The sequence below is a fragment of the Streptomyces sp. NPDC048248 genome, assembly GCF_043201875.1.
Classification (GTDB): domain Bacteria; phylum Actinomycetota; class Actinomycetes; order Streptomycetales; family Streptomycetaceae; genus Streptomyces.
In genome coordinates, this window is the sequence record NZ_JBICZL010000003.1 from 549125 (window position 1) to 576030 (window position 26906).

General features: G+C 71.3%; 23 protein-coding genes. 19 read left to right on the plus strand and 4 right to left on the minus strand.

The window, feature by feature from the left end; translation table 11 throughout:
• Window positions 1-361: 361 nt before the first annotated feature.
• Complete coding sequence (locus ACGFZW_RS08495; RefSeq protein ID WP_393892273.1) at window positions 362-1117, plus strand: methyltransferase; 756 nt, start codon at window positions 362-364, stop codon at window positions 1115-1117.
• A gap of 258 nt (window positions 1118-1375) precedes the next feature.
• A complete protein-coding gene (locus ACGFZW_RS08500; protein WP_393892274.1) occupies window positions 1376-1786 on the plus strand; it encodes a DUF3040 domain-containing protein in 411 nt (136 codons plus the stop codon).
• 451 nt (window positions 1787-2237) lie between these two features.
• On the opposite strand, the gene ACGFZW_RS08505 is transcribed toward ACGFZW_RS08500, so the two are convergent.
• From ACGFZW_RS08505 to ACGFZW_RS08520, 4 genes are all read right to left on the minus strand, one after another.
• The gene (locus tag ACGFZW_RS08505; RefSeq protein ID WP_393892275.1) at window positions 2238-4673 is read right to left on the minus strand and encodes a DUF3488 and DUF4129 domain-containing transglutaminase family protein; all 2436 of its coding nucleotides are present in this window, start codon (window positions 4671-4673) and stop codon (window positions 2238-2240) included.
• The gene (locus ACGFZW_RS08510) at window positions 4670-6058 is read right to left on the minus strand and encodes a DUF58 domain-containing protein (RefSeq protein ID WP_393892276.1); all 1389 of its coding nucleotides are present in this window, start codon (window positions 6056-6058) and stop codon (window positions 4670-4672) included. The genes ACGFZW_RS08505 and ACGFZW_RS08510 overlap by 4 nt, the downstream gene beginning before the upstream one ends.
• Window positions 6058-7080 carry an AAA family ATPase gene (locus ACGFZW_RS08515; RefSeq protein WP_393892277.1) on the minus strand — a complete coding sequence of 341 codons (1023 nt, stop codon included), beginning with the start codon at window positions 7078-7080 and terminating at the stop codon, window positions 6058-6060. The genes ACGFZW_RS08510 and ACGFZW_RS08515 overlap by 1 nt, the downstream gene beginning before the upstream one ends.
• A 567-nt stretch (window positions 7081-7647) precedes the next feature.
• On the minus strand, window positions 7648-8208 hold the full coding sequence (locus tag ACGFZW_RS08520; protein ID WP_393892278.1) for a beta-class carbonic anhydrase: 561 nt from the start codon (window positions 8206-8208) through the stop codon (window positions 7648-7650).
• A gap of 418 nt (window positions 8209-8626) precedes the next feature.
• On the opposite strand from ACGFZW_RS08520, the gene rsmH reads away from it, so the two are divergent.
• The 17 genes from rsmH to ACGFZW_RS08605 all read left to right on the plus strand — a co-directional run bounded on the left by rsmH (window position 8627) and on the right by ACGFZW_RS08605 (window position 26860).
• Window positions 8627-9586: a 16S rRNA (cytosine(1402)-N(4))-methyltransferase RsmH gene (gene rsmH, locus ACGFZW_RS08525; RefSeq protein ID WP_393892279.1), complete on the plus strand. Its 960-nt coding sequence runs from the start codon at window positions 8627-8629 to the stop codon at window positions 9584-9586.
• Between the two features lie 41 nt (window positions 9587-9627).
• On the plus strand, window positions 9628-10194 hold the full coding sequence (locus ACGFZW_RS08530; protein WP_393892280.1) for a septum formation initiator family protein: 567 nt from the start codon (window positions 9628-9630) through the stop codon (window positions 10192-10194).
• Window positions 10191-10346: a hypothetical protein gene (locus ACGFZW_RS08535; protein ID WP_393892281.1), complete on the plus strand. Its 156-nt coding sequence runs from the start codon at window positions 10191-10193 to the stop codon at window positions 10344-10346. Before ACGFZW_RS08530 ends, ACGFZW_RS08535 begins: the two co-directional genes overlap by 4 nt.
• Window positions 10343-12388 (plus strand): peptidoglycan D,D-transpeptidase FtsI family protein, encoded by a 2046-nt coding sequence (locus tag ACGFZW_RS08540; protein WP_393892282.1) that lies wholly within the window; start codon window positions 10343-10345, stop codon window positions 12386-12388. The genes ACGFZW_RS08535 and ACGFZW_RS08540 overlap by 4 nt, the downstream gene beginning before the upstream one ends.
• A gap of 18 nt (window positions 12389-12406) precedes the next feature.
• On the plus strand, window positions 12407-14149 hold the full coding sequence (locus tag ACGFZW_RS08545; RefSeq protein WP_393892283.1) for a UDP-N-acetylmuramoyl-L-alanyl-D-glutamate--2,6-diaminopimelate ligase: 1743 nt from the start codon (window positions 12407-12409) through the stop codon (window positions 14147-14149).
• 62 nt (window positions 14150-14211) lie between these two features.
• Window positions 14212-15657 carry a UDP-N-acetylmuramoyl-tripeptide--D-alanyl-D-alanine ligase gene (gene murF / locus ACGFZW_RS08550; RefSeq protein WP_393892284.1) on the plus strand — a complete coding sequence of 482 codons (1446 nt, stop codon included), beginning with the start codon at window positions 14212-14214 and terminating at the stop codon, window positions 15655-15657.
• Between the two features lie 5 nt (window positions 15658-15662).
• Window positions 15663-16727: a phospho-N-acetylmuramoyl-pentapeptide-transferase gene (gene mraY, locus ACGFZW_RS08555; protein WP_393892378.1), complete on the plus strand. Its 1065-nt coding sequence runs from the start codon at window positions 15663-15665 to the stop codon at window positions 16725-16727.
• On the plus strand, window positions 16724-18220 hold the full coding sequence (gene murD, locus ACGFZW_RS08560) for a UDP-N-acetylmuramoyl-L-alanine--D-glutamate ligase (protein WP_393892285.1): 1497 nt from the start codon (window positions 16724-16726) through the stop codon (window positions 18218-18220). Before mraY ends, murD begins: the two co-directional genes overlap by 4 nt.
• Before the next feature lie 64 nt (window positions 18221-18284).
• The gene (gene ftsW, locus ACGFZW_RS08565) at window positions 18285-19634 is read left to right on the plus strand and encodes a putative lipid II flippase FtsW (RefSeq protein WP_393892286.1); all 1350 of its coding nucleotides are present in this window, start codon (window positions 18285-18287) and stop codon (window positions 19632-19634) included.
• Window positions 19635-19640: 6 nt separating this feature from the next.
• Window positions 19641-20732 carry an undecaprenyldiphospho-muramoylpentapeptide beta-N-acetylglucosaminyltransferase gene (gene murG, locus ACGFZW_RS08570; protein ID WP_393892287.1) on the plus strand — a complete coding sequence of 364 codons (1092 nt, stop codon included), beginning with the start codon at window positions 19641-19643 and terminating at the stop codon, window positions 20730-20732.
• A gap of 21 nt (window positions 20733-20753) precedes the next feature.
• Window positions 20754-21581 (plus strand): cell division protein FtsQ/DivIB, encoded by an 828-nt coding sequence (locus tag ACGFZW_RS08575; protein WP_393892288.1) that lies wholly within the window; start codon window positions 20754-20756, stop codon window positions 21579-21581.
• Between the two features lie 283 nt (window positions 21582-21864).
• On the plus strand, window positions 21865-23082 hold the full coding sequence (gene ftsZ / locus ACGFZW_RS08580; RefSeq protein WP_393892289.1) for a cell division protein FtsZ: 1218 nt from the start codon (window positions 21865-21867) through the stop codon (window positions 23080-23082).
• Window positions 23083-23094: 12 nt separating this feature from the next.
• Complete coding sequence (pgeF, locus tag ACGFZW_RS08585) at window positions 23095-23859, plus strand: peptidoglycan editing factor PgeF (RefSeq protein WP_393892290.1); 765 nt, start codon at window positions 23095-23097, stop codon at window positions 23857-23859.
• Entirely contained in the window at window positions 23811-24581 is a 771-nt protein-coding gene (locus tag ACGFZW_RS08590; RefSeq protein ID WP_393892291.1) for a YggS family pyridoxal phosphate-dependent enzyme, read from the plus strand. Before pgeF ends, ACGFZW_RS08590 begins: the two co-directional genes overlap by 49 nt.
• A 123-nt stretch (window positions 24582-24704) precedes the next feature.
• On the plus strand, window positions 24705-25325 hold the full coding sequence (sepF, locus tag ACGFZW_RS08595; protein ID WP_393892292.1) for a cell division protein SepF: 621 nt from the start codon (window positions 24705-24707) through the stop codon (window positions 25323-25325).
• 67 nt (window positions 25326-25392) lie between these two features.
• Window positions 25393-25686 (plus strand): YggT family protein, encoded by a 294-nt coding sequence (locus tag ACGFZW_RS08600; RefSeq protein ID WP_393892293.1) that lies wholly within the window; start codon window positions 25393-25395, stop codon window positions 25684-25686.
• 49 nt (window positions 25687-25735) lie between these two features.
• Window positions 25736-26860: a DivIVA domain-containing protein gene (locus ACGFZW_RS08605; RefSeq protein ID WP_393892294.1), complete on the plus strand. Its 1125-nt coding sequence runs from the start codon at window positions 25736-25738 to the stop codon at window positions 26858-26860.
• The last annotated feature ends 46 nt before the right edge of the window (window positions 26861-26906 follow it).

The window sequence follows — 26906 nt, forward strand, 5'->3', positions numbered from 1 at the left end:
CCGCCTGCCGCCTGCCGCCTGCCGCCTGCCGCCTGCCGCCTGCCGCCTGCCGCCTGCCGCCTGCCGCCTGCCGCCTGCCGCCTGCCGCCTGCCGCCTGCCGCTGTGCCCGTGCCTGCCGGGTCTGCGCGATGTGCGGTCTGCCCGGTGGTTGGTCCGTCCTGCGGGGCCCCGTGCCCGGTCGCCCGCCGCGCCTGCGGGCCAGCCGCCCCCGCCCCGCGTCCGCCCGTCGTCCGTGCTGCCCGTGTCATCCCAGATGGGGGCATGGGCGGCACGGGGGACGCCCCAGGCGGCGGACGGCGCGGAACGCAATAGGGTGGTGGGCGCCTGGACCGTTCTGCCCCCTCCGAGGAGCCACCCGCCGTGTCTGACCCGCTGCGCCCGCGCGCATCCCTTCGTACCGCCGTGGTCTGGGAGGTCCTCAAGGACGCCCTGGAGGGCCGGGTCAAGGCCGCCGGGCGCGACGCCCTCGACGTCCTCGACACCGGTGGGGGCACCGGCAACTTCGCCGTACCGGTGGCCCGCCTCGGCCACCGCGTGACGGTCGTCGACCCGAGCCCCAACGCCCTCTTCGCCCTGGAGCGCCGGGCCGCGGAGGCGGGCGTCGCCGACCAGGTGCGCGCCGTGCAGGGCGACGCCCACGGCCTGTTCGACGTCGTCGAGCGGGGCGGCTACGACGCCGTGCTCTGCCACGGCGTGCTGGAGTACGTCGACGACCCGGCGGAGGGCGTTCGCAACGCCGTCGCCGCGCTGCGCCCGGCCGGGACGCTCAGCCTCCTCGCCGCCGGCCTCGGCGGTGCGGTCCTCGCCCGCGCCCTTGCCGGGCACTTCGACGAGGCCCGTCATGCCCTCACCGACCCGGCCGGCCGCTGGGGCGAGGGCGACCCGGTGCCGCGCCGCTTCACTGCCGAGCAGCTCACCGAGCTGGTCTCCGCCACCGGCCTGCAGGTCGGCGCCGTACACGGCGTCCGGGTCTTCGCCGATCTGGTCCCGGGGGTGCTCGTCGACACCGAACCGGGTGCCATGGAGGCGCTGCTGAAGCTGGAGGCGGAGGCCGCGGAACAGCCCGCCTTCCATTCCGTCGCGACCCAGCTGCACGTCCTCGCCGAGCGCGACTGACCTACCTGCTTCGCACGCCTGGCGCGTGCAGTCGGCCACAGGCCACCCGATCAGCCCCTTCTCCCCGTATGATCGGGGTACGACGTTCCGGCATGACGGATAGGCGGGTGGGGAATGCAGGCAGCATCACCACGTGCCGCCGTGGCGGCCCGGACTGTGAAGTGGCGTAGAGGGGCGGGTTTCACGGGGGCGATTCCCTGCCTATCCTGAAAGGGTCGCACCCGGTCGCCCCCCGCGACCGACGAGTAGGAGGACTCCGTGCCGCTCTCGGAGCACGAGCAGCGCATGCTCGAGCAAATGGAGCGAGCGCTGTACGCCGAAGATCCCAAGTTCGCGACAGCGCTTGAGGGAAGCGGGCTGCGTACGTACACCCGGCGACGGGTCTACCAAGCGGTCGCGGGCTTCCTGGTGGGTATCGCGCTGCTCATGGCCGGAATGGTCGCGCAGCAGATCTGGATCAGTGTCGTGGGCTTCCTCGTCATGCTCGGCTGCGCGGTGCTGGCAGTCACCGGATGGCGTAAGGCCCCCAAACCGGGTGAGCAGCAGTCCGGCGAGGGTTCCAAAGGCACGCCCGGCGCGCCCACGGGCCGCCAGGCCAGGCAGCGGCGCTCGATGATGAATCGCATCGAGGACCGCTGGCAGCGTCGCCGCGACGAACAGGGTCACTGACCCCTACTTTTCGCGTTCCATCGCACTTCGCAGCTCTACGTGCCGCGGCCGCCCGACAGGATCGGGCGGCCGCGGCACGTTTGTTTTTGGTGCGAGGCGTCCCACGTGTCTCCAGGTCCCGTCCGCCAACCGAAACGCTTGTTGGGCCACACCGTATGAACCTGAACGGCTCAGGCCCGCCGCCCAGCTTTCCCCGCACCTCTTCGCAGCTCCTATGGGGCGTGTTCCGCAACGTCCCGCCTGGCCCGCGACGCCTGGTCCGAGACGTCTGGCACGCACGCTCGCTGCGTTGTCGGGATCGCCCACGTGGACCCACTACGAGGACGACCCTCCGCCTTGCGGTCGCGCTCGGCCTCCGAAGGCGACTCCGAGCCGAGACGGACGAGTGCAGTGCACCAGACGCCGCGGACCCCGCCCTACGGGCGGACGACGGGACTTTGCGGACACGGCCTTAGGCCCGTAGCCGACCCGGGCGCAGGGCGGCGGCCGTGCGGCGGGCTCTGGTGACCGGGCGGCTGGTGGCGCAGCGGGCGAGGAGTGTGGTCCAGCGGGCGGATACGGCCCACATCAGGCGTATCGCGGAGCGCGGGGCGATCAGGGCACGAAGGCGCATGCCGCGGCTCGCCTCGGCCCGCAGTCCGGCCCGTACTTCCTCCACGGCCGCGGCGAGGCCGGGCGCCGGTTGCGGCTGCGGGGCGTACAGAACCTGTTCGACGGCTGTGGCCACCCGCTGAGCGGCATCGGCCGCCTCGGGTGCCAGCTTTCCGATGCGAACGATCCGGGTGGCCGCTCTGCGCGGGGTCAGGGACTCGTCGGGCAGGACGCCGAAGTCCCACGCGGTGTCGAGCAGCTCCCGCCACGCAGCGAGGGTGCGGGCCGCGATATCGCCGCCGAGACCGTCCCCCGCCAGCCTCCGCGCCCGTCTGCGGACCCGCCACAGGAGCGGGACGAGGGGCAGCAGCAGGGCGAGTGGGGCGGCGATCGCGACAGCGATGGCAGCCGGGACCGACAGCCCGGAGGACGGTGGGCGAGGGCCTGATTCCGCGGGCACCGTCACACAGCCTGTCGTCGCCCCGTCCTGCTTCTGTTCCGGGCCGCAGGACGGCTCGGCGGACGGCTCCTCCGACGGTGCGTCGGACGGGGCAGTGTCCGGGGCGGGCTCGACGGGATCGCCCGCGCCGGAGTTGTCGGGGTAGGTGTAGTCCGGGATGCTGCCCCGGCTCGGGGTCGGCTCGAAGCGGGTCCAGCCGATACCTGCGAAGTAGAGCTCCGGCCAGGCGTGCGCGTCCTTGAGTCCCACGGACGTCGTCCCGTCGGGCTGTTTGGTGCCCGGGGTGAAGCCGACCGCGACGCGGGCCGGTATGCCCAGAGTTCGCGCCATCGCCGCCATCGAGAAGGAGAAGTGGACGCAGAAGCCCTCCTTCTGCTCCAGGAACCGGGCGATGGCCTCGGAGCCGCTGCCGGCGCGGACGTCGGTGTTGTAGCTGAAGCCGCCGTCGAGGGAGAACCACTCCTGGAGCTTCACGGCCTTGGCGTACGGCGTCGGCGCGCCCCTGGTGACCTGCCGGGCCGTGCTCCCCACCACGGACGGCAGGGATCGCGGCACCTTGGTGTACTCCCGGACCAGCGCCGCGGGCGGCGACGGGGCGGCGGACAGCTGCCGGGCAGTGGGCCGCACCTGGAGGCTCTCGACCTGGTACTGCACGCCCCGGGTGTTCTGGCCGCGGTCGCCGACGAGGGTGCGGCCCGCCGGTTCGAAGCGCCAGCGCCCGGGGATCTCCACCTTGGCCGCCGGGTAGGGGAGCGGCAGCCAGTTCTGCGCGTACCACTCGGCGGTGGAGATGGAGGTGTTGATCCGGTCGACGGTCACCCGGGAGGAGAGCCCGGGCGGGGCGGGCAGCTCGTCGGGGACATCGGTGACTGTGCGCTCGGACGGCTTCCAGGCCGTGCCGTCGAACTGGTCGAGGGCGACGATCCGCAGATACAGGTCGCTGGTGTTGTCCGCGGTCGTGCGGTAGTTGAGGACTTCCTTGTCCGACGGCTGGTTGAGGCTGTTCTGGAGTGACACCAGGGGGTTCACCGCGGAGATCGTGCCTCCGCCGCCTCCGGGGCCCCCGGCGCCGCCGGCCGGGCCGAGCAGCCCACCGCCGAGTGAGGGCAGCGCGGCGGGCACCACCAGCGAGATGCCGAGCACCAGCGCGCCGATCCGGCGGCCCGTGCGGATGGGGGCCGTCGCCGGTCCTTCGACCCCGGCTACGGGGCCCTGCCTGCCGCCCTGGCCCGGCCCTCCGGTCCCGCCGAACACGCGCCCCCACTGCGAGAGCCGGTCGCGGCCCTCGGCGAGGAGCAGCAGCAGATAGCCGGTCGCCGCGACCAGGAACCACAGCCAGCCCGCGCCGCCCTGGGACAGGCCGGCAGCCACCGAATACAGCGCGAGCAGCGGAAGCCCCGCCGGCGCCGCACTGCGGTAGGTGACCGCCAGCGCGTCCACGATCAGGCCGATCACCAGCACCCCGGCGATCAGCAGCAGCCGGATGCCGGGAGTGACGGGGGCCGGGATGGCGTACCGCCCGACGTCGTGGACGCCGTCCCGCACCAGCTGGGCGAAGGCGGTGACCGCGTCCGGTCCGGGCAGCAGCCCGAGGACCGCCTGGTCGCGGGCGCAGAGCAGGGTCAGCAGCAGTACGCCCGCCAGCGCCTGCGCGCCGATCGTCAGGGGCCTGGCCAGGGGCACCCGCCGGGTCAGCGCGCCCACGCCGGTCATGATCGCCAGCAGGATCGCCGCCTGGATCATCCAGGTGAACGGATCCACCAGCGGCAGCAGCGCGCAGGCCGCCGCCAGCGTCGCCACCATCGCGCACAGCGCCAACCGCGCCCGGCCGCTCATGCCCTGCCCCCTGCCGCCGTCCGCGGAGCCGTCCCCGCCGTCGCGGAATACCCGGCCTCCGCTCTCGGATCGATGTGCACCCCGGTCCGGTCCGCGGACCGCCAGAGGTCGGCCAGGGAGGTCCCCGGGGCCACCGGCAGCGCCGTCCAGCCCGCCTCGCGGAGCATCCGCAGCCGGTCGGCCGACCGGACGCCGCCGTCGGAGAACCGGAATCCACCCACCCCGCGGGACCAGGCGTCACCGTCCAGGACGAACGCGACGGCCGTGCCGCAGCGCTGCCGCATCCGCGCGGCGACCGCCGCCTGCTCCTCGTCCAGCTCGCCGAAGAAGCCCACCAGCAGCCCTTCCTTGCCGCCGCGCAGGGCGTCGTAGGCCGCGGAGAGGCCGTCCTCCTCGGATTGCTCCACCATGGCGAGGGTGTCGAGGAGCAGGCCCGCTGCGTCGGCGGCCTCGGTGCCGCCGGCACCGTCCGGGCCGGGCACCGCGGTGCCGGTGTCGGTCAGCAGCCGCACCGCGAAGCCGCGTTCCAGCAGGTGCAGGGCCATCGAGGCGGCGCCTGCGACCGCCCACTCGAAGGCCGAGTCGGGCCCGGACCCCGAGTGGGCTCCCAGGCGCGTGTCGAGAAGCACCGTGCAGCGGGCCTTCTGCGGCTGCTCCTCCCTGCGGACCATCAGCTCGCCGTGGCGCGCGGTGGACCTCCAGTGGACCCGCCGCAGGTCGTCGCCGTGGCGGTAGCCGCGGGGGATGAGGTCGTCCTCGCCGGCCAGGGCAGGCGAGCGCTGCCGCCCGTCGCCGTAGCCGGATGCCTCGCCGGCGAGTCCGACCGGAGGTAGCGGCTCGACCCGCGGCACGACCGTGAGGGTGTCGAAGGTGGTGAAGGAGCGGGTCAGCTCGCACATGCCGAACGGGTCGGAGAGCCGCAGCTGGAGCGGTCCCAGCTCGTAGCGGCCGCGCAGGTCGGAGCGGACACGGTAGGAGACCTCGCGGAGCCCGCCGGCCTCGACCCGGTCCAGGATGAAGCGGGGGCGCGGCCCGAGGACGTAGGGGACGCGGTCCTGGAGCATCAGGACGCCCGTGGGCAGCCGTGAGACGTTCTCCAGGCGGAGTCCGACCCGGGTTTCGGACGCCGCGGAGACCCGTGCGGGGGAGAGTGACCGGCTGCCGGCGATGCGGTAGCGGGTGCGGTGCAGCACGACGACGCACACCAGGGGCAGCGCCGCGAGCAGCAGCCCGACCCGCAGCAGATCGGCCTGCCCGAGGAGGTAGGAGCACACCGCGGCGGCGATGCCGGCCGCCAGGAACGACCGGCCGCGGGTCGTCATCCCCCGGAAGGCCGCCCGGAGCCCGCCCCGCTCCGGCATCCCTTCCCTCCCCCCGTCGGACATCACAACCCCCGAGCGCCGGGAGGCTGCTGACCGCGCATCTGCCGCCACGGCTGGGGGGACGGCTCGGGCACCGGGACCCGCTGCAGGATCTCCAGCACGAGCTGCTCGGCCGTACGGCGGTTCAACTGGGCCTGCGCGGTGGGCAGCAGCCGGTGCGCGAGCACCGGCACCGCCAGCGCCTGGACATCGTCCGGCAGGGCGTACTCCCGGCCGGAGAGCGCTGCCGAGGCCTTCGCCGCCCGCAGCAGATGGAGCGTCGCACGGGGCGAGGCCCCCAGCCGCAGCTCGGGGTGGGTGCGGGTGGCGGCGACCAGGTCGACGGCGTATCTGCGCACGGCTTCCGCGGTGTGGACCGTGCGCACCGCGTCGATCAGTTTCAGGATGTCGTGGGCGTGGGCGACCGGCTGGAGGTCGTCGAGGGGCGAGGCGCCGCCGTGCACATCCAGCATCTGCAGCTCGGCCGCCGGGCTCGGATAACCGATCGACACCCGGGCCATGAAGCGGTCGCGCTGCGCCTCGGGGAGGGGATAGGTGCCCTCCATCTCCAGTGGGTTCTGCGTCGCGACCACCATGAAGGGGCTGGGCAGCTCATAGGTCTGCCCGTCCATCGTGACCTGCCGCTCCTCCATCGACTCCAACAGGGCCGACTGGGTCTTGGGCGAGGCGCGGTTGATCTCGTCGCCGATCACGATCTGCGCGAAGATCGCGCCCGGCTTGAACTCGAAGTCCCTGCTCTGCTGGTCGAAGATGCTGACACCGGTGATGTCGGACGGCAGCAGGTCGGGCGTGAACTGGATGCGCCGCACCGAGCAGTCGATGGACCGGGCCAGCGCCTTGGCGAGCATGGTCTTGCCCACGCCGGGCACGTCCTCGATGAGCAGATGCCCCTCGGCGAGCAGCACGGTCAGCGAGAGCCGTACGACCTCCGGCTTGCCCTCGATCACAGCCTCCACCGACCGGTGAACCCGCTCCGCCGTGGTGGTCAGATCGCTCAGGCTCGCTCGTTCGTCATACGTCGTCACTCGGCCCTCCTCGGCCCCTTCCCCGAGCTCACGTGGAGCAAAGGGGATCCCCCACTTCCGGACCGTTGCCCTCTGTGCGGACCCGGCCCGCCCCGAAAGTGCCCGCCGCGCCGGCCTCGGCCGATGCGACGTCACGTAGGCATTCTTGCTGTCCATCCGGCTTCGCGTCATGGCCTGTGGACAACTGGGGCGGCGATACCGTCATCTTCCCGGTCAACAAGGCGATGGCGGTGCATCAGGTCATACGGGACGAGCGGTGGATGACGATGCCCCCGGCGAATTGGCCCGAGACCGCGCCGGGACCGGTCCGGAGCCGACCCGGGCACCCTCGGCGGTGACCCGGACCGACGCGCCGAGGCACTCAGACCCTCCCCGCCACGCCCCCGTTCAGCCCCTCCCCGTGCCCGCGCGACGCCCGCCCCCGCGACGCCCCGCCCCCGCACCGCCCCCGCGCCGCCCAGCCCCCGCGCCCAGCCCCCGCGCCGCGACGCCGACGGGCCGGTGGGGACAGGGCTCTCGGCCCCGCCCACCGGCCCGTCGGCACAAGCTCGGTTCTGCGGATGGCTTTCAGCCCTGCGGGTCGATCTCCCGCAGCAGCCCCGTCGTCACGTCGAACACGAAGCCGCGGACGTCGTCCGTGTGCGGCAGGAAGGGGGAGGTGCGCACCCGCTGCATGGACTGCCTGACGTCCTCGTCGAGGTCCTTGAACGCCTCGACCGCCCAGGTGGGCCGCTGGCCGACCTCGGCCGCCAGCTCGTGGCGGAAGTCCTCGGTCAGATTCAGCAGGCCGCAGCCGGTGTGGTGGATGAGGACGACCGACCGGGTCCCCAGCGCGCGCTGGCTGATCGTCAGGGACCGGATGATGTCGTCGGTGACCACGCCGCCGGCGTTGCGGATGGTGTGGCAGTCACCGAGTTCGAGCCCCAGGGCGTCGTGCAGATCGATGCGCGCGTCCATGCAGGCCACCACGGCGACCTGGAGAACGGGCCTGGCATCCATTCCGGGGTCCTTGAAGGCGGCGGCGTAGCGCTCGTTCGCCTCGACGAGGCGGTCGGTGACCGTGCCACCGGTCCGGGCGGCGGCGCTGTCAGTGGGCTGGGGCGACGGCTGCGACGCAGATATGGACATGGCCCAACGGTAATCCGCCGCGGTTCGTCCGGCCGCCCGTGAGGGCGGGCATAGGGGGCAACATCACCCCCTGTGAGGTAATCCACACGGGTGGTGGGCGGTGCCGCCATCCGGGTGAGAAGGCCCCCGCGAAGCCGTCGCGGGACGCGCGGAACCGGTTGATTGACCGAGGCAGCCGGTCGACTAAAGTGGCGCGAAGTGGGAGGCGCGACGCTCTCCTTGGATCCCGAATCCCTCGCGTGCGCGCGTGCGTACGTGCGGCTCGGCCTCCTCCCGCTCCAACGGTCATCCGACGTCACTTCCCCGTCGCCGGAGGGCCACTTCCCCTTCAGAGCGGGCGGGGACCAAGCGGTGCGTGCGGCCATTCCCCAGCCAGCGGCCGGGGGCCCCACCTGCCGCCCAGCCCATCGGAAGGCGCATGAGCAGCAACACTCGCCACGTCCCCGTCATGCTCCAGCGCTGTCTGGACATGCTCGCCCCCGCGCTCGCCGAGCCCGGTGCGGTCGTCGTCGACTGCACCCTCGGCCTCGGAGGGCACAGCGAGGCGCTGCTCTCCACGTTCCCTGCGGCCCGGCTCGTCGCCCTCGACCGCGACACCTCCGCCCTCCGGCTCGCCGGGGAGCGGCTGGCCCCCTTCGGGGAGCGCGCCACCCTGGTGCACGCCGTCTACGACGAGCTCCCGGAGGTCCTCGACCGCCTCGGACTGCCCCGCGTCCAGGGCGTCCTGTTCGACCTCGGCGTGTCCTCCATGCAACTGGACGAGGCCGACCGCGGCTTCGCCTACGCGCAGGACGCCCCGCTGGACATGCGGATGGACCAGACGACCGGCATCAGCGCCGCGGACGTCCTCAACACCTACGCGCCCGGTGAACTCGTGCGGATCCTGCGCTCCTACGGAGAGGAGAAGCAGGCCAAGCGGATCGTCGAAGCGGTCGTGCGCGAGCGGGCCAAGGAGCCCTTCACCAACAGCGCGCGGCTGGTCGAACTGATCAGGGACGCCCTGCCGCAGGCCGCCAAGCGCACCGGCGGCAACCCCGCCAAGCGGACCTTCCAGGCCCTGCGCATCGAGGTCAACGCCGAACTCGCCAGTGTGGAGCGCGCCATCCCGGCCGCCGTGAAGGCGCTGTCCGTCGGTGGCCGGATCGCCGTGCTGTCCTACCAGTCGCTGGAGGACCGGCTGGTCAAGCAGGTCTTCGCGGCGGGTGCGACCAATACCGCACCGCCCGGCCTGCCGGTCGTCCCCGAGCAGTACCAGCCCCGCCTGAAGCTGCTCACGCGCGGCGCGGAACTCCCCACGGAGGAGGAGATCGCCGAGAACCGTCGGGCGGCCCCTGCCCGTCTCCGCGGCGCCGAGCGCATCCGCGAGGACATCGCGTGAGGGGCCAGGGGCGGTCGCGGGGAGGGCCGGGACGCCTCTCCGTGCTCTTCCCCTCCGGCGCCGGCTCCGCCGCGCGCACGCCCTTCGTGCTTCTCGTCGTCGTGCTCCTGGGCTCCGGGCTGATCACGCTGCTGTTGCTGAACTCCGCCCTCAACCAGGGGTCTTTCGAACTCAGCAACCTGGAGAAGAAGACCGACGAGCTGACGGACGAACAACAGGCCCTCCAGCAGCAGGTGGACGGCTACTCCGCCCCGGGAGCACTCGAACGGCGCGCCCGGGAGCTGGGGATGGTGCCCGGAGGCAATCCGGCGTTCCTCCTCCCGGATGGCACGGTCCTCGGCAAGCCGGGCAAGGCCGGGGCCGAGATGTCCCCGATGGGGGCCGGCGTCCCCCAGAGCCTCGCCCGGCCCCTCGGCGCGACCGCCGTGCCCGTCCACCGCACCTCGTCCGCCCCGTCGGGCTCCGTGGACGCCGTCGGCCAGGTGCGCTCGGAGCTCGCTCAGGGCGCACCCGCCGTGCACCGCCTCGCGACCGGCGGCCCGAGCGGATCCACGCCGGACCGCGCGGTGGCCCCGCGCTCCGATGACCTTCGGCAGGTGAAGCCGTGACGCGCGAGACCACCGCCCCGTACGGCATCCGCCCTGCCCGAGCCACCACACCGGCCTCGGCCGCCCGCCCCTGCCCGGCGGCCACTGCGCCGCAGGCCGGGACCACCCCGCGGCCCGGCAACGTCGCGCACGTCCCGGAGCACGCGGAATGACCGAGCCCAGGGACCCCCGGCGCCGTGTACCGCCCCCTGCCCAGCGCGGGCAGGCCGGCGGCCGCGCGCGGCCCGGACGCCCGGCCGCGCGGTCCGGGGCCGCCAAGCCGGCCGCCAAGCGGCCCGTGCCCAAGCCCGGCACGGCCCGTGCCGGCGCGAGCAGGCCGCCCGCCGCCCGCCGGCCCTCGCGCCCCCGCCCCGGCTCCGCCGTGATCCGCCTGGGCAGCCCCCGCCCCCGGCTCCGGCTGGTCTCCCTGGCGCTGACGCTGGTCATGCTGGTCTTCGTCGTACGGCTCTTCCAGGTGCAGGCGGTCGACTCCGGGGCCTTCGCCGCCAAGGCCAACGAGAACCGCTACGTCCCGGTCAAGCTGGCCGCGGAACGGGGTGCGATCACCGACCGGCAGGGCGTGGCCCTGGCCACGACGGTGGACGCCTACGACATCACCGCCGACCCCAGCCTGCTCGCGCCCGACAAGACCAAGATCAAGGACGCCCCGCAGCAAGCCGCGGCCCTGCTGGCGCCGATCCTCGACGAGGCACAGGCCACGCTCGCCGCCAAGCTCGCCAAACCCGACGCCCGCTATGTCCTGCTCTCCCGCCAGCAGACGCCGCAGGTCTGGAAGCAGATCAGGGACCTCCGCAAGGCCCTGGACGCGAAGGCGGCCGCCGCTCCCCGCAGCGCTCCCCGTCCCAACGTCCTGGTAGGGATCTTCGCCGACAAGCACAGCAAGCGGGTCTACCCCAACAAGACCCTCGCCTCCGGCGTCCTGGGCTTCGTCAACCGCGAGGGCAGGGGAGGCGGCGGCCTGGAGGCACGGCTCGACAAGAACCTCACGGGCAAGGACGGCAAGCTCGTCTACGCCCAGTCCGGCGGCCGCCGGGTGCCCACCGCCGATGCCCAGGAGCACCCGGCCGTCCCCGGCACCGACGTCCAGCTGACCCTCCACCGCGACATCCAGTGGGCGGCGCAGCAGGCGATCAGCAAGCAGGTCGCGAAATCCCGGGCCGACCGCGGCTACGTCGTCGTCCAGGACACCGGGACCGGCGAGATCCTGGCGCTGGCGAACTCTCCCGGCTTCGACCCCAACGACATCTCCGAGGCCGATCCGGAGGCGCTGGGCAACGCCTCGCTCTCCGACGCCTTCGAGCCGGGCTCCACCAGCAAGGTCATGTCGATGGCCGCCGTCCTGGAGGAGGGCGTCGCCACCCCCGCGACCCGCGTCACGGTGCCCAACCGGCTGCACCGCGGGGACCGGCTCTTCGCGGACGACATCGACCACCCGACCTGGCACCTCACGCTCAACGGCGTGCTCGCCAAATCCAGCAACATCGGCACCATCCTCGCGACCGGTCAGCTGGGCAGGACCCAGCGTGAATCCAACCAGGTGCTCCACTCCTACCTGCGGAAATTCGGGATCGGCAAGCCCACGGGACTCAACTTTCCCGGCGAGACGGACGGCATCCTGGCCAAGCCGCAGGACTGGAACACCTCGCAGCAGTACACGATCCCCTTCGGCCAGGGGCTGTCCCTCAACGCCGTCCAGGCCGCCTCCGTCTACTCCACGATCGCCAACGGCGGCGAGCGGGTCGCCCCCTCCCTCGTCCGCGGCACCACCGGGCCCGACGGCCGGTACGTGCCGGCGCCCAAGCCCGCCAAGAACCGCGTCGTCAGCCGGAAGACCGCCACCACGCTCGCCACCATGCTCGAATCCGTGGTGGACGACGAGGAGGGCACCGGCTCGAAGGCGAAGATCCCCGGCTACCGCGTGGGCGGCAAGACCGGCACGTCCAACCGGGTGGATCCCAAGACGGGCAGCTACCGCGGCTACACGGCCTCCTTCGCCGGCTTCGCGCCCGCCGACAAGCCCCGGATCACCGTCTACTGCGCCATCCAGAACCCCACCAGCGGCAGTTATTTCGGTGGCCAGATCTGTGGCCCCATTTACCAGCAGGTCATGCAGTTCGCACTGAAAACCCTCCAGGTTCCGCCGACCGGCGCCAAGCCCCCGCGGCTGCCGGTCACCTTCAAGCCAGGCGAATGAAATCGAGGCAACCCTGCCGTGACGACGATCACTCCCGACGGCACTCCCGACGGCACGCCGGAAACCGTGAACCGCTACTCCACGCGGCCCTCGCTTCGCCCCGGGCCCGTTCTGCCCGGTACGCTCACCGCCGTGTCACACGCTGATCAGTCCACCCAAGCCCAGAACGCTCAGAAGGGAAGTCCCGGCACCTATCCGGGAGCGCCCCGACCCGAGCGGGTCCGCCCCACCCCCCTGGCGGACCTCGCCGAGCAGCTGGGCACACCGGCCCCGGCCGGCAGTGCAAGCGACGTTTCGGTCACCGGCATCACGCACGACTCCCGGGCGGTCCGCCCGGGCGACGTCTACGCGGCCCTGCCGGGCGCCCGGCTGCACGGCGCCGACTTCGTCGCGCAGGCCGCCGACCTCGGCGCCGCCGCGATCCTGACCGACCCCTCGGGCGCGGACCGCGCCGCCGAGACCGGCCTGCCGGTCCTGGTCGTCGACAACCCGCGCGCCCGTATGGGCGGCCTGGCGGTGTCGATCTACGGAGCACCCGGCGAGGACCTGCTCCAGATCGGCATCACGGGCACCTCGGGCAAGACCACCACCGCCTACCTCATCGAGGGCGGGCTGCGTGCCGCCGCCGCGAAGGCGGAGGGCTGGCTGACCGGCCTGATCGGCACCGTCGAGACCCGCATCGGCGACGAGCGCATGAAGTCCGAGCGCACCACCCCCGAGGCGACCGACCTCCAGGCGCTGTTCGGCGTCATGCGCGAGCGGGGTGTCCGCGCGGTCGCCATGGAGGTTTCCAGCCACGCGCTGGTGCTGGGCCGTGTCGACGGCTGCGTCTTCGACGTCGCGATCTTCAACAACCTCAGCCCGGAGCACATGGAGTTCCACTCCGGCATGGAGGACTACTTCCAGGCCAAGGCCCGGCTCTTCACCAAGGCCCGCAGCCGCGCCGGCGTCGTCAACCTCGACGACGAGTACGGCAAGCGGCTGGCCGACGGCGAGTCCGAGGTCCCGGTCACCACCTTCTCCGCCGAGGGCCACCCGGACGCGGACTGGCGGGCGGCTGACGTCGAGGTCGGCGCCCTCGGCTCGACCTTCACCGTGCTCGGCCCGGACGGTCAGCGGCTGCGTGCCGCGTCACCGATCGCCGGCCCGTTCAACGTCGCCAACGCGCTCGCCGCCATCACCTCGCTGGTCGTCGCCGGCATCGACCCGCAGACCGCCGCCGACGGCGTCGCCGCGGTCCCCGGTGTCCCCGGCCGCCTGGAGCGCATCGACGCCGGCCAGCCCTACCTCGCGGTCGTCGACTACGCGCACAAGACCGACGCCGTCGAATCGGTGCTGCGCGCGCTGCGCAAGGTCACCGACGGCAAGCTGCACGCCGTCCTCGGCTGCGGCGGCGACCGCGACCCGCACAAGCGCGTCCCGATGGGCTCCGCGGTGGCCCGCCTCGCCGACACGGCCGTGCTGACGTCCGACAACCCCCGCAACGAGGACCCGCTCTCCATCCTCGCCACCATGCTCGCGGGCGCCGCCGAGGTGCCCATCCACGAGCGCGGCACGGTGCTGGTCGAGGAGGAGCGGGCCGCCGCCATCGCCGCCGCCGTCGCCCGCGCCGAGCCCGGCGACACCGTCATCGTCGCGGGCAAGGGCCACGAACAGGGCCAGGACATCGCCGGAGTGGTACGCCCCTTCGACGACCGACAGGTGCTGCGCGAGGCCATCGAGGCTTCCTTGACGTCACAGCAGCCGAAACACCAGGGATGACACACCGCCATGCGCGCACAACCCTTTGACTGGCACCACCTGCCTCTTGCCGGGGGTGACCTGTGATCTCCCTGTCCCTCGCCGAGATCGCGAGCATCGTCGGCGGGCAGCAGCACGACATACCGGATGCCGACATCCAGGTCACCGGGCCCGTCGTGATGGACTCCCGCCAGGTGGCCCCCGGAGGCCTGTTCGTCGCCTTCGCCGGTGAACGCTTCGACGGCCACGACTTCGCCGCCGGCGCCGTCGACGACGGCGCGGTGGCCGTCCTTGCCACCCGCCCGTTGGGCACCGAGGAGCGTCCCGTCCCGGCGATCGTCGTCGACGATGTCGTCGCCGCCCTCGGCGCGCTCGCCAGGGCCGTCGTCGAACGCCTGGGCACCACCGTCGTCGGGCTCACCGGCTCGGCAGGCAAGACCAGCACCAAGGACCTGATCGCCCAGCTTCTGCAACGGCACGGCCCCACGGTCTGGCCGGAAGGCAACCTCAACAACGAGATCGGGCTGCCCCTCACCGCCCTGCGCGCCGAGAACAGCACCCGTCACCTCGTCCTGGAAATGGGTGCCCGCGGTGTCGGGCACATCCGCTATCTCGCCGAGCTGACCCCACCCGAGATCGGCGTGGTGCTGAATGTCGGCAGCGCGCACATCGGCGAGTTCGGCGGCCGTGAGCGGATCGCGGAGGCGAAGGGCGAACTCGTCGAGGCGCTCCCCGAGAACGGTCTGGCCGTCCTCAACGCCGACGATCCGTACGTACGTGCCATGGCCTCCCGTACGAAGGCGCGCACGCTGCTCTTCGGTGAGGCCGCGGACGCCGACGTACGTGCCGAGAATGTCCGGCTCACGGCCCATGGTCGGCCTGCCTTCACGCTTCACACACCCTCCGGGTGCAGTGATGTGACCATGCGGCTGTACGGTGAGCACCACGTGTCGAACGCGCTCGCCGCGGCCGCCGTCGCCCATGAGTTGGGCATGTCCGTGGACGAGATCGCCGTGGCGCTCTCCGAAGCCGGCACGCTCTCCCGCTGGCGGATGGAGGTCACCGAGCGCGCGGACGGCGTGACGGTCGTCAACGACGCCTACAACGCGAATCCCGAGTCCATGCGAGCGGCGCTGCGTGCGCTGGTCGCGATGGGCGCAGCCCACAAGGCGACGGGCGGTCGTACGTGGGCGGTGCTCGGTGAGATGGCCGAGCTCGGCGAGGACTCACTCGCCGAACACGACGCGGTCGGACGGTTGGTCGTCCGGCTCAACGTCAGCAAGCTCGTGGCAGTCGGCGGCAGGGAAGCGGCCTGGCTCGACATGGGCGCCAAGAACGAGGGTTCGTGGGGTGAGGAGTCGGTGCACGTGTCCGACGCGCGGGCGGCGGTCGACCTGTTGCGCAGCGAGCTGCGACCGGGAGACGTCGTGCTGGTGAAGGCGTCCAGGTCGGTGGGGCTGGAGCAGGTCGCATCAGCATTGCTGGACGAGGGCGTACCGGTCGCCGAGGGCGGAGCCGCGTCCCGATGAACTCGATGAAGCAGATCCTCTTCTCCGGAATGATCGGGCTCTTCCTGACCCTGATCGGCACCCCGGTACTGATCAAGCTGCTGGCGAAGAAGGGCTACGGACAGTTCATCCGTGACGACGGCCCGCGCGATCACCACAGCAAGCGCGGTACGCCCACCATGGGTGGCATCGCCTTCATCCTGGCCACGATCATCGCGTACGCGCTGACCAAGGTGATCACGAGCAGCGACCCCACCTTCTCCGGTGTGCTGGTGCTGTTCCTGATGGCCGGCATGGGCCTGGTCGGTTTCCTCGACGACTACATCAAGATCGTCAAGCAGCGTTCGCTGGGCCTGCGGGCCAAGGCCAAGATGGCCGGCCAGCTGATCGTCGGTATCGCCTTCGCGGTGCTGTCGCTGCAGTTCGCGGACCTGCGGGGGCAGACCCCTGCGTCCGACCGGCTGTCCTTCACCCAGGACTTCGGCTGGCAGGTCGGCCCGGTGATCTTCGTGATCTGGGCGCTGTTCATGATCCTGGCGATGTCCAACGGCGTGAACCTCACCGACGGCCTGGACGGTCTCGCCACCGGCGCCTCGGTGATGGTCTTCGGTGCCTACACCTTCATCGGCATCTGGCAGTACCAGGAGTCCTGCGCCAACCAGATCACCGCGGGGCCCGGGTGTTACGAGGTCCGCGATCCACTCGACCTCGCCGTCGTCGCCTCGGCGTTGATGGGTGCCTGCTTCGGCTTCCTGTGGTGGAACACCTCGCCCGCCAAGATCTTCATGGGGGACACCGGCTCGCTCGCCCTGGGCGGCGCGCTCGCCGGCCTGGCGATCTGCTCCCGCACGGAGCTGCTGCTTGCCATCCTCGGCGGCCTCTTCGTCCTCATCACCATGTCCGTGGTCATCCAGGTCGGCTCGTTCCGCATGACCGGCAAGCGGGTCTTCCGCATGGCGCCACTCCAGCATCACTTCGAACTGAAGGGCTGGAGCGAAGTGCTGGTGGTGGTCCGGTTCTGGATCATCCAGGGCATGTGCGTGATCGTCGCCCTGGGCATCTTCTACGGCGGTTGGCAGGCGGCGAAGTGACCGCGCACGACCCGCAGGACTTCGCCGGCCGGCACCTCACCGTCGCCGGCCTGGGCGTGAGCGGCATCAGCGCCGCCCGCGCCCTGGCCGGCCTCGGCGCCCACGTCACCGTCGTGGACGGCGGTGACGGCGAAAAGCAACGAGCCGCCGCCCGCGAGCTGGAGGAAGAAGCAGCCGCGGGTACGGCGGGCGGGCAGCAGGGGAGCCTCACCGTCCGCCTCGGCGACGGCGCGACCCTCCCCGAGGGCACCGACCTCGTCGTCACCTCGCCCGGCTGGAAGCCGGACAGCCCGCTGTTCGCGGCGGCCGCCGCGGCCGGTGTGGACGTCGTCGGGGACGTCGAGATCGCCTGGCGCCTGCGCGGATCGCGGGGCGAGACCCCCGCGGACTGGCTCGCCGTCACCGGCACCAACGGCAAGACCACCACGGTCCGGATGCTGGCCTCGATCCTGGAGGCCGCGGGGCTGCACACCGCCGCCGTCGGCAACATCGGCACCCCGATCATCGACCTCGTCCTGGGCCAGGGGCAGCACGGCCAACAGCCCTACGACGTCTTCGCCGTGGAGCTCTCCAGCTACCAGCTGCACTGGGCGCCGTCGCTGCGCGCGCACTCCGCCGCGGTCCTCAACCTCGCCCCCGACCACCTCGACTGGCACGGCTCCATGGAGGCGTACGCCGCCGACAAGGGCCGCATCTACGAGGGCAACACCGTCGCCTGCGTCTACAACGTGGCCGACAAGGCGACCGAGGACCTGGTCAGGGCCGCCGACGTCGAGGAGGGCTGCCGCGCCATCGGCTTCACCCTCAACACCCCCGGCCCGTCCCAACTCGGTGTGGTCGAGGGCATCCTCGTCGACCGCGCCTTCGTGGAGAACCGGCAGCAGCAGGCCCAGGAACTCGCCGAGGTCACCGACATCGCCCCGGGCTCCGGCAGCGCGGCCCCGCACAACATCGCCAACGCCCTTGCGGCGGCGGCCCTGGCCCGCGCCTACGGCGTCTCGCCCGCGGCGGTACGCGACGGACTGCGTGCCTTCCACCCGGACGCGCACCGCATCCAGCATGTCGCCGACATCGACGGCGTCACCTACATCGACGACTCCAAGGCGACCAACACCCACGCCGCCGAGGCGTCCTTGGCGGCGTACGAGCACATCGTGTGGATCGCGGGCGGCCTGGCGAAGGGCGCGACCTTCGACGAGCTGGTGCAGCGGTCGGCTTCGCGGCTGCGCGGCGTGGTGCTGATCGGCGCCGACCGGGCGCTGATTCGCGAAGCCCTGGCGCGACACGCACCCGATGTCCCGGTGGTCGACCTCGACCGGACCGACACTGGGGCGATGCCCGAGGCGGTCCGCGAAGCGACCCGTCTGGCCGAGCCGGGCGATACGGTCCTGCTGGCGCCGGCCTGCGCCTCGATGGACATGTTCGTGAACTACAACAAGCGGGGCGACGCCTTCGCCGACGCGGTCGGTGAACTGACCGCGCGGGATCACTGAGCCAACCGTTTCTCCCCGCTGTCGTCGACAATCGGCGGCGAGCGAACCCGTGGAGGGAACGAGGATGACGGCCCGATCGGCGAAGACGGCGCCGCCGCTTCCGGCGCGCCGGACCTCCCCACCCCGCCCGCCGCGCGCGGGCCGCTTCTCGGGCGGCCCGCGACGGCTCCACACCCGCGCCAAACGCGCCTGGGACCGGCCCCTGACCGCCTATTACCTGATCCTGGGCGGCAGCCTCCTGATCACCGTCCTGGGGCTGGTGATGGTCTACTCCGCCTCCCAGATCAAGGCCCTGCAGTCCGGCCTCGCCCCGACGTACTTCTTCCGCAAGCAGCTGCTCGCGGCCGTACTCGGGGCGGGCCTGCTGTTCCTCGCCTCCCGACTGCCCGTCAAACTGCACCGCGCGCTGGCCTATCCGCTGCTGGCCGGGTCCGTCTTCCTGATGTGCCTGGTGCAGATTCCGGGCATAGGGGTCGCGGTCAACGGCAACCAGAACTGGATCAACCTGGGCGGCCCTTTCCAGATGCAACCGAGCGAGTTCGGCAAACTCGCGCTGGTCCTGTGGGGCGCCGACCTGCTGGCGCGCAAGCAGGACAGGAAGCTGCTGGTGCAGTGGAAGCATCTGCTGGTGCCGCTGGTCCCGGCGGCCTTCCTGCTGCTCGGGCTGATCATGCTGGGCGGTGACATGGGCACCGCCATCATCCTCACGGCGATCCTCTTCGGGCTGCTGTGGCTGGCCGGCGCCCCCACCCGGCTGTTCGTCGGGGTGCTCGGCGCCGCCGCCGTCATCGGGGCACTGCTGATCAGGACCAGCGCCAACCGGATGTCCAGGCTGGCCTGCATCGGAGCGACCGACCCGGGCCCCGGCGACCAGTGCTGGCAAGCGGTTCACGGCATTTATGCCCTTGCGTCCGGCGGATTCTTCGGTTCCGGGCTCGGCGCCAGTATGGAAAAATGGGGCGAACTCCCGGAACCGCACACCGACTTCATCTTCGCCATCACCGGGGAGGAACTGGGTCTGGCGGGGACGCTGTCGGTGCTCGCACTCTTCGCGGCTCTAGGCTATGCGGGTATCCGCGTGGCCGGACGCACGGAGGATCCCTTCGTCAGGTACGCCGCGGGAGGTGTGACCACCTGGATCACGGCTCAGGCCGTGATCAACATCGGTGCGGTGCTCGGCCTGTTGCCGATCGCCGGTGTCCCGCTCCCGCTGTTCTCCTACGGAGGCTCCGCGCTGCTGCCGACGATGTTCGCCATCGGACTGCTGATCGCCTTCGCGCGTGACGAGCCCGCTGCGCGGGCGGCGTTGGCGGCGTTGGCCACGCGGAAGCCGGTTTTCGGAAGGAAACCGGCTGGGGTGAGATGGAAGACGATGAGACGGCCCGTCAAGAAGCGGCCGTCCGGAGAGCGGTGAATTTCGGTGCATGTCGTACTCGCCGGTGGGGGGACCGCCGGCCACATCGAGCCCGCGCTCGCCCTCGCGGACGCCCTGCGGAGGCAGGACCCGACCGTGGGTATCACGGCTCTCGGCACGGAGAAGGGACTGGAGACCCGGCTCGTCCCGGAGCGGGGCTATGAACTCGGTTTGATCCCAGCCGTGCCGCTGCCCCGCAAGCCCACCCCTGAACTGATCACCGTCCCCGGGCGGCTGCGCGGCACGATCAAGGCCGCCGAGCAGATCCTGGAGCGCACGAAGGCGGACTGCGTCGTCGGCTTCGGCGGCTATGTGGCGCTGCCCGGCTATCTGGCCGCCAAGCGCCTCGGTGTGCCGATCATCGTCCACGAGGCCAACGCCCGTCCCGGCCTCGCCAACAAGATCGGCTCGCGGTACGCCAAGTTCGTCGCCGTCAGCACCCCGGACAGCAAGCTGCGCGGCGCCCGCTACGTCGGCATCCCGCTGCGGCGCACCATCGCCACCCTGGACCGCGCCGCGGTCCGCCCCGAGGCGCGTGCGGCCTTCGGGCTCGACCCCAACCTGCCCACCCTGCTGGTGTCCGGCGGCTCGCAGGGCGCGCGCCGTCTCAACGAGGTCATCCAGGCCGCGGTGCCCGCGCTGCAGCGCTCCGGCATCCAGGTGCTCCACGCGGTCGGCCCGAAGAACGAACTGCCGCACGTGGACAACATGCCCGGTATGCCGCCCTATGTGCCGGTACCGTATGTGGACCGGATGGATCTCGCGTACGCGGCGGCCGACATGATGCTCTGCCGCGCGGGCGCGATGACCGTCGCCGAACTGTCCGCCGTCGGGCTGCCCGCCGCCTACGTCCCCCTGCCCATCGGCAACGGCGAACAGCGGCTCAACGCCCAGCCGCTGGTCAACGCCGGCGGGGGACTGCTGGTCGATGACGCCCAGCTGACCCCGGAGTGGGTGCAGGGCAACGTGCTCCCGGTGCTGGCCGATCCGCACCGGCTGTACGAGATGTCCCGCTCGGCCTCCGAGTTCGGCCGCAGGGACGCCGACGAGCTGCTGGTCGGCATGGTGTACGAGGCGATCGCCCAGCGCGACAAGTAGCCGACGAGGAGAGCAGGGAGCGTGGCCGGACCGACGACCGCCCGGCGCGGCGAGAGAGACCGCAAGAAGTCGCCGTCCGGCCCGCCCTCCTCCGAGGGGCCTTCCCGGGCGCGCGGTTCGCGGTGGCCGCGCCGCCCCTTCCGCGCGCCGAGCCGGCGCGGTCTGATGATCATCCTGGCCCTCGTGACGCTGCTCGGCGCCTTCGTCGCCTGGGCCCTCTACGGCTCGAACTGGCTTCGTGTGCAGCACGTAAAGGTCAGCGGTGTCACGGTACTGACGGCCGATCAGGTCACCGAAGCGGCGGACATTCCGATGAATGCTCCGCTGGTCTCCGTGGACGCCGACGAGATGGCGGCCCGGCTGCGCGCGCGCCTGCCGCGCATCAGGACCGTTGCGGTCGTGCGATCCTTGCCGCACACCATCGGTCTGAAAGTGACCGAAAGGAAGCCGGAACTCCTGATGCGATCGGGCGGAAAGTTTGTCGAAGTGGACGCCGAAGGTGTCCGTTTCGCCACCGTCGGCACCGCCCCCCGTCATGTTCCGCTTCTGGAAATGGCCGCATCGGACTCCGCGAGTCTGCATCGGTTCGGAATCGACCGGTTGCGTCGCGCCGCGGTCGGCGTCGCGCGGGACCTGCCCGAGGCCGTGCGTAAGGACGTACGGCAGATCCGCGTACAGTCCTATGACTCCATCACCCTCGAACTCGCGGGGGGCCGCACGGTCACCTGGGGGAGTGGCGAACAAGGCGCCCGGAAGGCGAAGGTGCTCACCGCGCTGCTGAAAGCGGCGGGTGACGCGCGCCACTTCGACGTCTCGGTGCCCAGCGCCCCTGCGGCATCAGGGAGTTGACGTCCGTAGCCGCAGGCCAGCACCCTGGATGGCTACGGCTATGGGTGATCACATAGGGTGAAAAGAAAAACGGGAGGTTCGGCGTGTTCGTTGAACGCGCGCGCCTTGTCGACTTAGTGTCTCGTTCCAAAGGGACTATGGAACCAAGGAACACAGGCACGGGTAACCCTAAACTTCAACGTTAGGGTTCGGGTCGGCGATACGAACCGTCCCTTCGGCATCAGTCGGCGTCCACACGGAATGTGCGGCGACGACACGTAACTCGAGGCGAGAGGCCTTCGACGTGGCAGCACCGCAGAACTACCTCGCAGTCATCAAGGTCGTCGGCATCGGCGGCGGTGGCGTGAACGCCATCAACCGGATGATCGAGGTCGGGCTCAAGGGCGTCGAGTTCATCGCGATCAACACCGATGCGCAGGCGTTGCTGATGAGCGACGCCGACGTCAAGCTCGACGTCGGCCGCGAAATGACGCGCGGACTCGGCGCGGGCGCCAACCCGGATGTGGGGCGCAAGGCGGCCGAGGACCACCGCGAGGAGATCGAGGAGGTCCTCAAGGGGGCCGACATGGTCTTCGTGACCGCGGGTGAGGGCGGCGGCACCGGCACCGGCGGCGCACCCGTCGTCGCCAACATCGCCCGCTCCCTGGGCGCCCTGACGATCGGTGTGGTCACCCGGCCCTTCACCTTCGAGGGCCGCCGTCGCGCCAACCAGGCCGAGGACGGCATCGCCCAGCTGCGCGAAGAGGTCGACACCCTCATCGTCATCCCCAACGACCGGCTGCTGTCCATCTCGGACCGCCAGGTGAGCGTGCTCGACGCGTTCAAGTCCGCGGACCAGGTGCTGCTGTCGGGTGTCCAGGGCATCACCGATCTGATCACCACCCCGGGCCTGATCAACCTCGACTTCGCCGACGTCAAGTCCGTGATGTCCGAGGCCGGCTCGGCGCTCATGGGCATCGGTTCGGCGCGCGGCGACGACCGCGCGGTGGCCGCGGCGGAGATGGCGATCTCCTCGCCGCTCCTGGAGGCGTCCATCGACGGCGCCCGCGGGGTGCTGCTCTCCATCTCCGGTGGCTCCGACCTCGGTCTCTTCGAGATCAACGAGGCCGCGCAGCTGGTCAGCGAGGCGGCCCACCCCGAGGCGAACATCATCTTCGGCGCGGTCATCGACGACGCGCTCGGTGACGAGGTCCGGGTGACGGTCATCGCCGCCGGCTTCGACGGCGGCCAGCCGCCGGCCCGCCGTGACTCGGCAGCCGCCAAGCGCGAGGAGCCCGCGCCGGCACCCAGCCGTCCGGCCGCCCCGGCCGAGCCGCGTTCGTCGTCCTTCGGCGGACTCGGTGCGGTGCCCGTACGGGACGAGGAGCCGGTTCCGGCCGAGTCCTCCTCCCCGCTGGGTGAGGTGCCGACGCCCCCGGCCAACGCTCCGCAGGTTCCCCCGGCCCGTCCGTACTCGGACACCGCGGCCGAGGAACTGGACGTCCCGGACTTCCTGAAGTAACCGAAGAACCACGTGATAGGGCAACAGCACCACGAGAGCGGCGCGCACTTCGCCTTCACCGACAGGTGGGGCGGGGTGAGCGCCGCTCCGTATGACCAGCTCAATCTGGGCGGCGCGGTCGGCGACGACCCGCAGGCGGTACGGGCAAACCGCGAACTCGCCGCCAAGGACCTCGGGCTCGACCCGGCCGCGGTGGTCTGGATGCAGCAGGTCCACGGCCGGGACGTGGCGGTGGTCGACGGTCCGTGGCGGACGGCGGACATCCCCTGTGTGGACGCGGTGGTGACCGCGCGTCGGGGCCTGGCGCTCGCCGTTCTGACCGCGGACTGCACTCCCGTTCTGCTCGCCGACCCGGTCGCCGGGATCACCGGGGCCGCACACGCCGGACGTCCGGGGCTGGTCGCCGGAGTCGTACCGGCCGTGGTCGAGGCGATGACCGAACTCGGCGCCGAACCGGCCCGGATCATCGCCTTCACCGGACCCGCCATCTGCGGACGCTGCTACGAAGTCCCCGCGGACATGCGGGACGAGGTCGCCGCGGTGGTGCCGCAGGCGCGGTCGACGACCAGCTGGGGAACCCCGGCGGTCGACGTCACCGCGGGAGTGCGGGCCCAACTCGCCGCCGCTGGCGTTCCGGTTCGTGAGGATTCCCACATGTGTACGCGGGAATCGGCGGATCACTTCTCTTATCGGCGCGACCGCACCACGGGGCGGCTCGCGAGTTACGTATGGCTCGGGGAGACTCCCGGCCGGGGCACGGGGGAGGCCGAGCTGTGACCGAGGACCGCAAGACGCAACTGGCCGGGAACCTCGCGCGGGTGCAGGACCGTATCTCCACCGCCTGCGCCAAGGCCGGCCGCCCTCGGGACGACGTCACGCTGATCGTGGTCACCAAGACCTACCCGGCGAGCGATGTCCGGCTGCTCGCGGAGTTGGGGGTGCGTCATGTCGCGGAAAACCGCGATCAGGATGCGGCACCCAAGGCTGCTGAATGTGCTGATCTGTCCCTTACTTGGCACTTCGTCGGTCAATTGCAGACCAACAAGGTCCGGTCGGTCGCCGGATACGCGGGAGTGGTGCAGTCGGTCGACCGCGCCAAGCTCGCCACCGCGCTGTCCAAGGAAGCCGTTCGCTCCGGGCGTGAGTTGGGCTGCCTGATCCAGGTGGCCCTCGACGCGGAACCGGGGGTCGCCAGGGGCGACCGCGGAGGGGTCGCACCGGACGGCGTCGAGGCGCTCGCCGAGGTGATCGCCGGGGCCCAAGGTCTGCGGCTGGACGGAGTGATGACCGTCGCGCCGCTGGCCGGGCCCTACGCGGGGCGCCAACTCGCCGCTTTCGAGCGATTGATGGAAATCTCATCCGACCTGCGCGCAACCCATCCTGCTGCCAACATGGTGTCAGCAGGTATGAGCTCGGACCTCGAGGACGCCGTGGCGGCCGGGGCGACACATGTGCGCGTCGGCACTGCGGTACTCGGAGTCCGACCACGGCTCGGGTAACGTCGCCAAGCAAGTCGGACCACAGCACAAAATATGGTCATTTCCGCAAAAAGCGGGCAGACCGAGTGGATCCAAGGCACCTGCTGACGGAGCCGATCCACCACAGAGCGGAGGACGCAGAGAATGGCCGGCGCGATGCGCAAGATGGCGGTCTACCTCGGCCTCGTGGAGGACGATGGGTACGACGGCCGGGGTTTCGACCCCGACGACGAGTTCGAGCCCGAGCTTGACCCGGAGCCGGATCGGGGGCGGCGCCCACAGCACCAAGTACCCGCTGAAACGCGCCCGGAACGGGACGAACCGGTCCGAGCTGTCCAGCCTCCGGCGCAGCGTGAACCAGCCCCTCTCGCCACGGAAAACGGACGACCCGCGCGAATCGCCCCCGTGGCATCCATCACACCCGAACGCCCGAATTTGGAGAAGAACGCCCCGGTGATCATGCCCAAGGTTGTGTCCGAGCGGGAGCCCTACCGCATCACCACGCTGCACCCCCGGACGTACAACGAAGCCCGTACCATCGGGGAACACTTCCGTGAGGGCACTCCGGTGATCATGAATCTCACGGAGATGGATGACACCGATGCGAAGCGACTTGTCGACTTTGCGGCCGGTCTGGTCTTCGGTCTGCACGGCAGCATTGAACGGGTGACGCAGAAGGTGTTCCTGTTGTCGCCTGCTAACGTCGACGTCACGGCGGAGGACAAGGCCCGTATCGCAGAGGGCGGGTTCTTCAACCAGAGCTGAGACGCAACACCGGGCACACCACGGCCGCGAGGGCCGACACGGAGCAAGGGGAGAGGGACGCGCGAAGATGAGTGTCGCTGGTCAGGTGATCTATATCGCGCTGTACTGCTTCCTGATCGTGTTGATCTTCCGGTTGGTGATGGACTATGTGTTCCAGTTCGCCCGTTCATGGCAACCCGGTAAGGCGATGGTGGTCGTTCTTGAGGCCACCTACACTGTCACTGATCCGCCACTCAAGCTTCTGCGGCGGGTCATTCCGCCGCTGCGTCTCGGGGGCGTGGCGCTCGACCTGTCCTTCTTCGTACTGATGATCATCGTCTACATCTTGATCACCGTCGTGAGGTCGGTGTTGTTGGTGTGAACGAGACGGTCTTGCCGATTGCCGACGACTACGTTGAGGTGAAGTAGAGATGCCGTTGACCCCCGAGGACGTGCGGAACAAGCAGTTCACGACCGTCCGCCTCCGAGAAGGCTATGACGAGGACGAGGTCGATGCCTTCCTCGATGAGGTCGAAGCCGAACTGACCCGTCTTCTGCGGGAGAACGAGGACCTGCGCGCCAAACTTGCCGCTGCTACGCGCGCTGCCGCACAGAATCAGCAGCAGCAGGGCATGCGCAAGGGCCCGGACCAGCAGGACCAGCAGCAGCAACAGCAGCGACCGGGTGCACCGGTGCCCGCCGCCATATCGGGTCCGCAGCCGGTCCCGCCGCAGCAGCAGCAGGGGATGGGTGGCCCTCCCCAACTGCCCGGTGGTGCACCGCAGCTGCCTCCCGGCCCGGGTGGTCACGGACCGCAGGGTCCGCACGGCCCCGGTCCCATGGGCCCCGGCGGCCCGCTGGGTGGCCCGATGGGCGGCCCCGGTGGTCCGCAGCAGCAGTTGCAGCAGGCGCAGCAGCAGCAACAGCAACAGCAGGGTGGCCCCGGCGGTGACAGCGCCGCGCGCGTGCTGTCGCTGGCCCAGCAGACCGCAGACCAGGCGATCGCGGAGGCCCGTTCCGAGGCCAACAAGATCGTCGGCGAGGCACGCAGCCGCGCCGAGGGCCTGGAGCGGGACGCCCGCGCCAAGGCCGACGCGCTGGAGCGGGACGCGCAGGAGAAGCACCGCGTGGCGATGGGCTCGCTGGAGTCGGCCCGCGCCACGCTGGAGCGCAAGGTCGAGGACCTGCGCGGCTTCGAGCGCGAGTACCGCACGCGGCTGAAGTCCTACCTGGAGAGCCAGCTGCGCCAGCTGGAGAACCAGGCCGACGACTCGCTGGCCCCGCCGCGGACGCCCGCTGCCGCCTCGCTGCCGCCGTCGCCCTCGATGGCGTCGGCCGGTGCGGGCACCATGGGTGGCAACCACACCATGGGTGGCGGTCAGTCGATGGGTGGCCACGGTGGCCCCTCCAACGGCGGCCCGTCCTACGGTGGCCAGCAGCAGATGTCGCCGGCGATGACCCAGCCGATGGCACCGGTGCGGCCCCAGGGCCCGCAGCCGATGCAGCAGGCTCCGTCGCCGATGCGCGGCTTCCTCATCGACGAGGACGACAACTGACGCCCGTGTAGGCGCACAGTCGGCAAGGGCCGGGCCCCGAGGGTAA

Excerpts from the sequence above, each read along its gene's own strand:
- ACGFZW_RS08505 (WP_393892275.1), bottom strand. The coding sequence starts at position 4,673 with ATGAGCGGCCGGGCGCGGTTGGCGCTGTGCGCGATGGTGGCGACGCTG.
- ACGFZW_RS08510 (WP_393892276.1), bottom strand. The coding sequence starts at position 6,058 with ATGTCCGACGGGGGGAGGGAAGGGATGCCGGAGCGGGGCGGGCTCCGG.
- ACGFZW_RS08520 (WP_393892278.1), bottom strand. The coding sequence starts at position 8,208 with ATGTCCATATCTGCGTCGCAGCCGTCGCCCCAGCCCACTGACAGCGCC.
- rsmH (WP_393892279.1), top strand. The coding sequence starts at position 8,627 with ATGAGCAGCAACACTCGCCACGTCCCCGTCATGCTCCAGCGCTGTCTG.
- ACGFZW_RS08540 (WP_393892282.1), top strand. The coding sequence starts at position 10,343 with ATGACCGAGCCCAGGGACCCCCGGCGCCGTGTACCGCCCCCTGCCCAG.
- mraY (WP_393892378.1), top strand. The coding sequence starts at position 15,663 with ATGAAGCAGATCCTCTTCTCCGGAATGATCGGGCTCTTCCTGACCCTG.
- ftsW (WP_393892286.1), top strand. The coding sequence starts at position 18,285 with ATGACGGCCCGATCGGCGAAGACGGCGCCGCCGCTTCCGGCGCGCCGG.
- ACGFZW_RS08590 (WP_393892291.1), top strand. The coding sequence starts at position 23,811 with ATGGCTCGGGGAGACTCCCGGCCGGGGCACGGGGGAGGCCGAGCTGTG.
- sepF (WP_393892292.1), top strand. The coding sequence starts at position 24,705 with ATGGCCGGCGCGATGCGCAAGATGGCGGTCTACCTCGGCCTCGTGGAG.
- ACGFZW_RS08600 (WP_393892293.1), top strand. The coding sequence starts at position 25,393 with ATGAGTGTCGCTGGTCAGGTGATCTATATCGCGCTGTACTGCTTCCTG.
- ACGFZW_RS08605 (WP_393892294.1), top strand. The coding sequence starts at position 25,736 with ATGCCGTTGACCCCCGAGGACGTGCGGAACAAGCAGTTCACGACCGTC.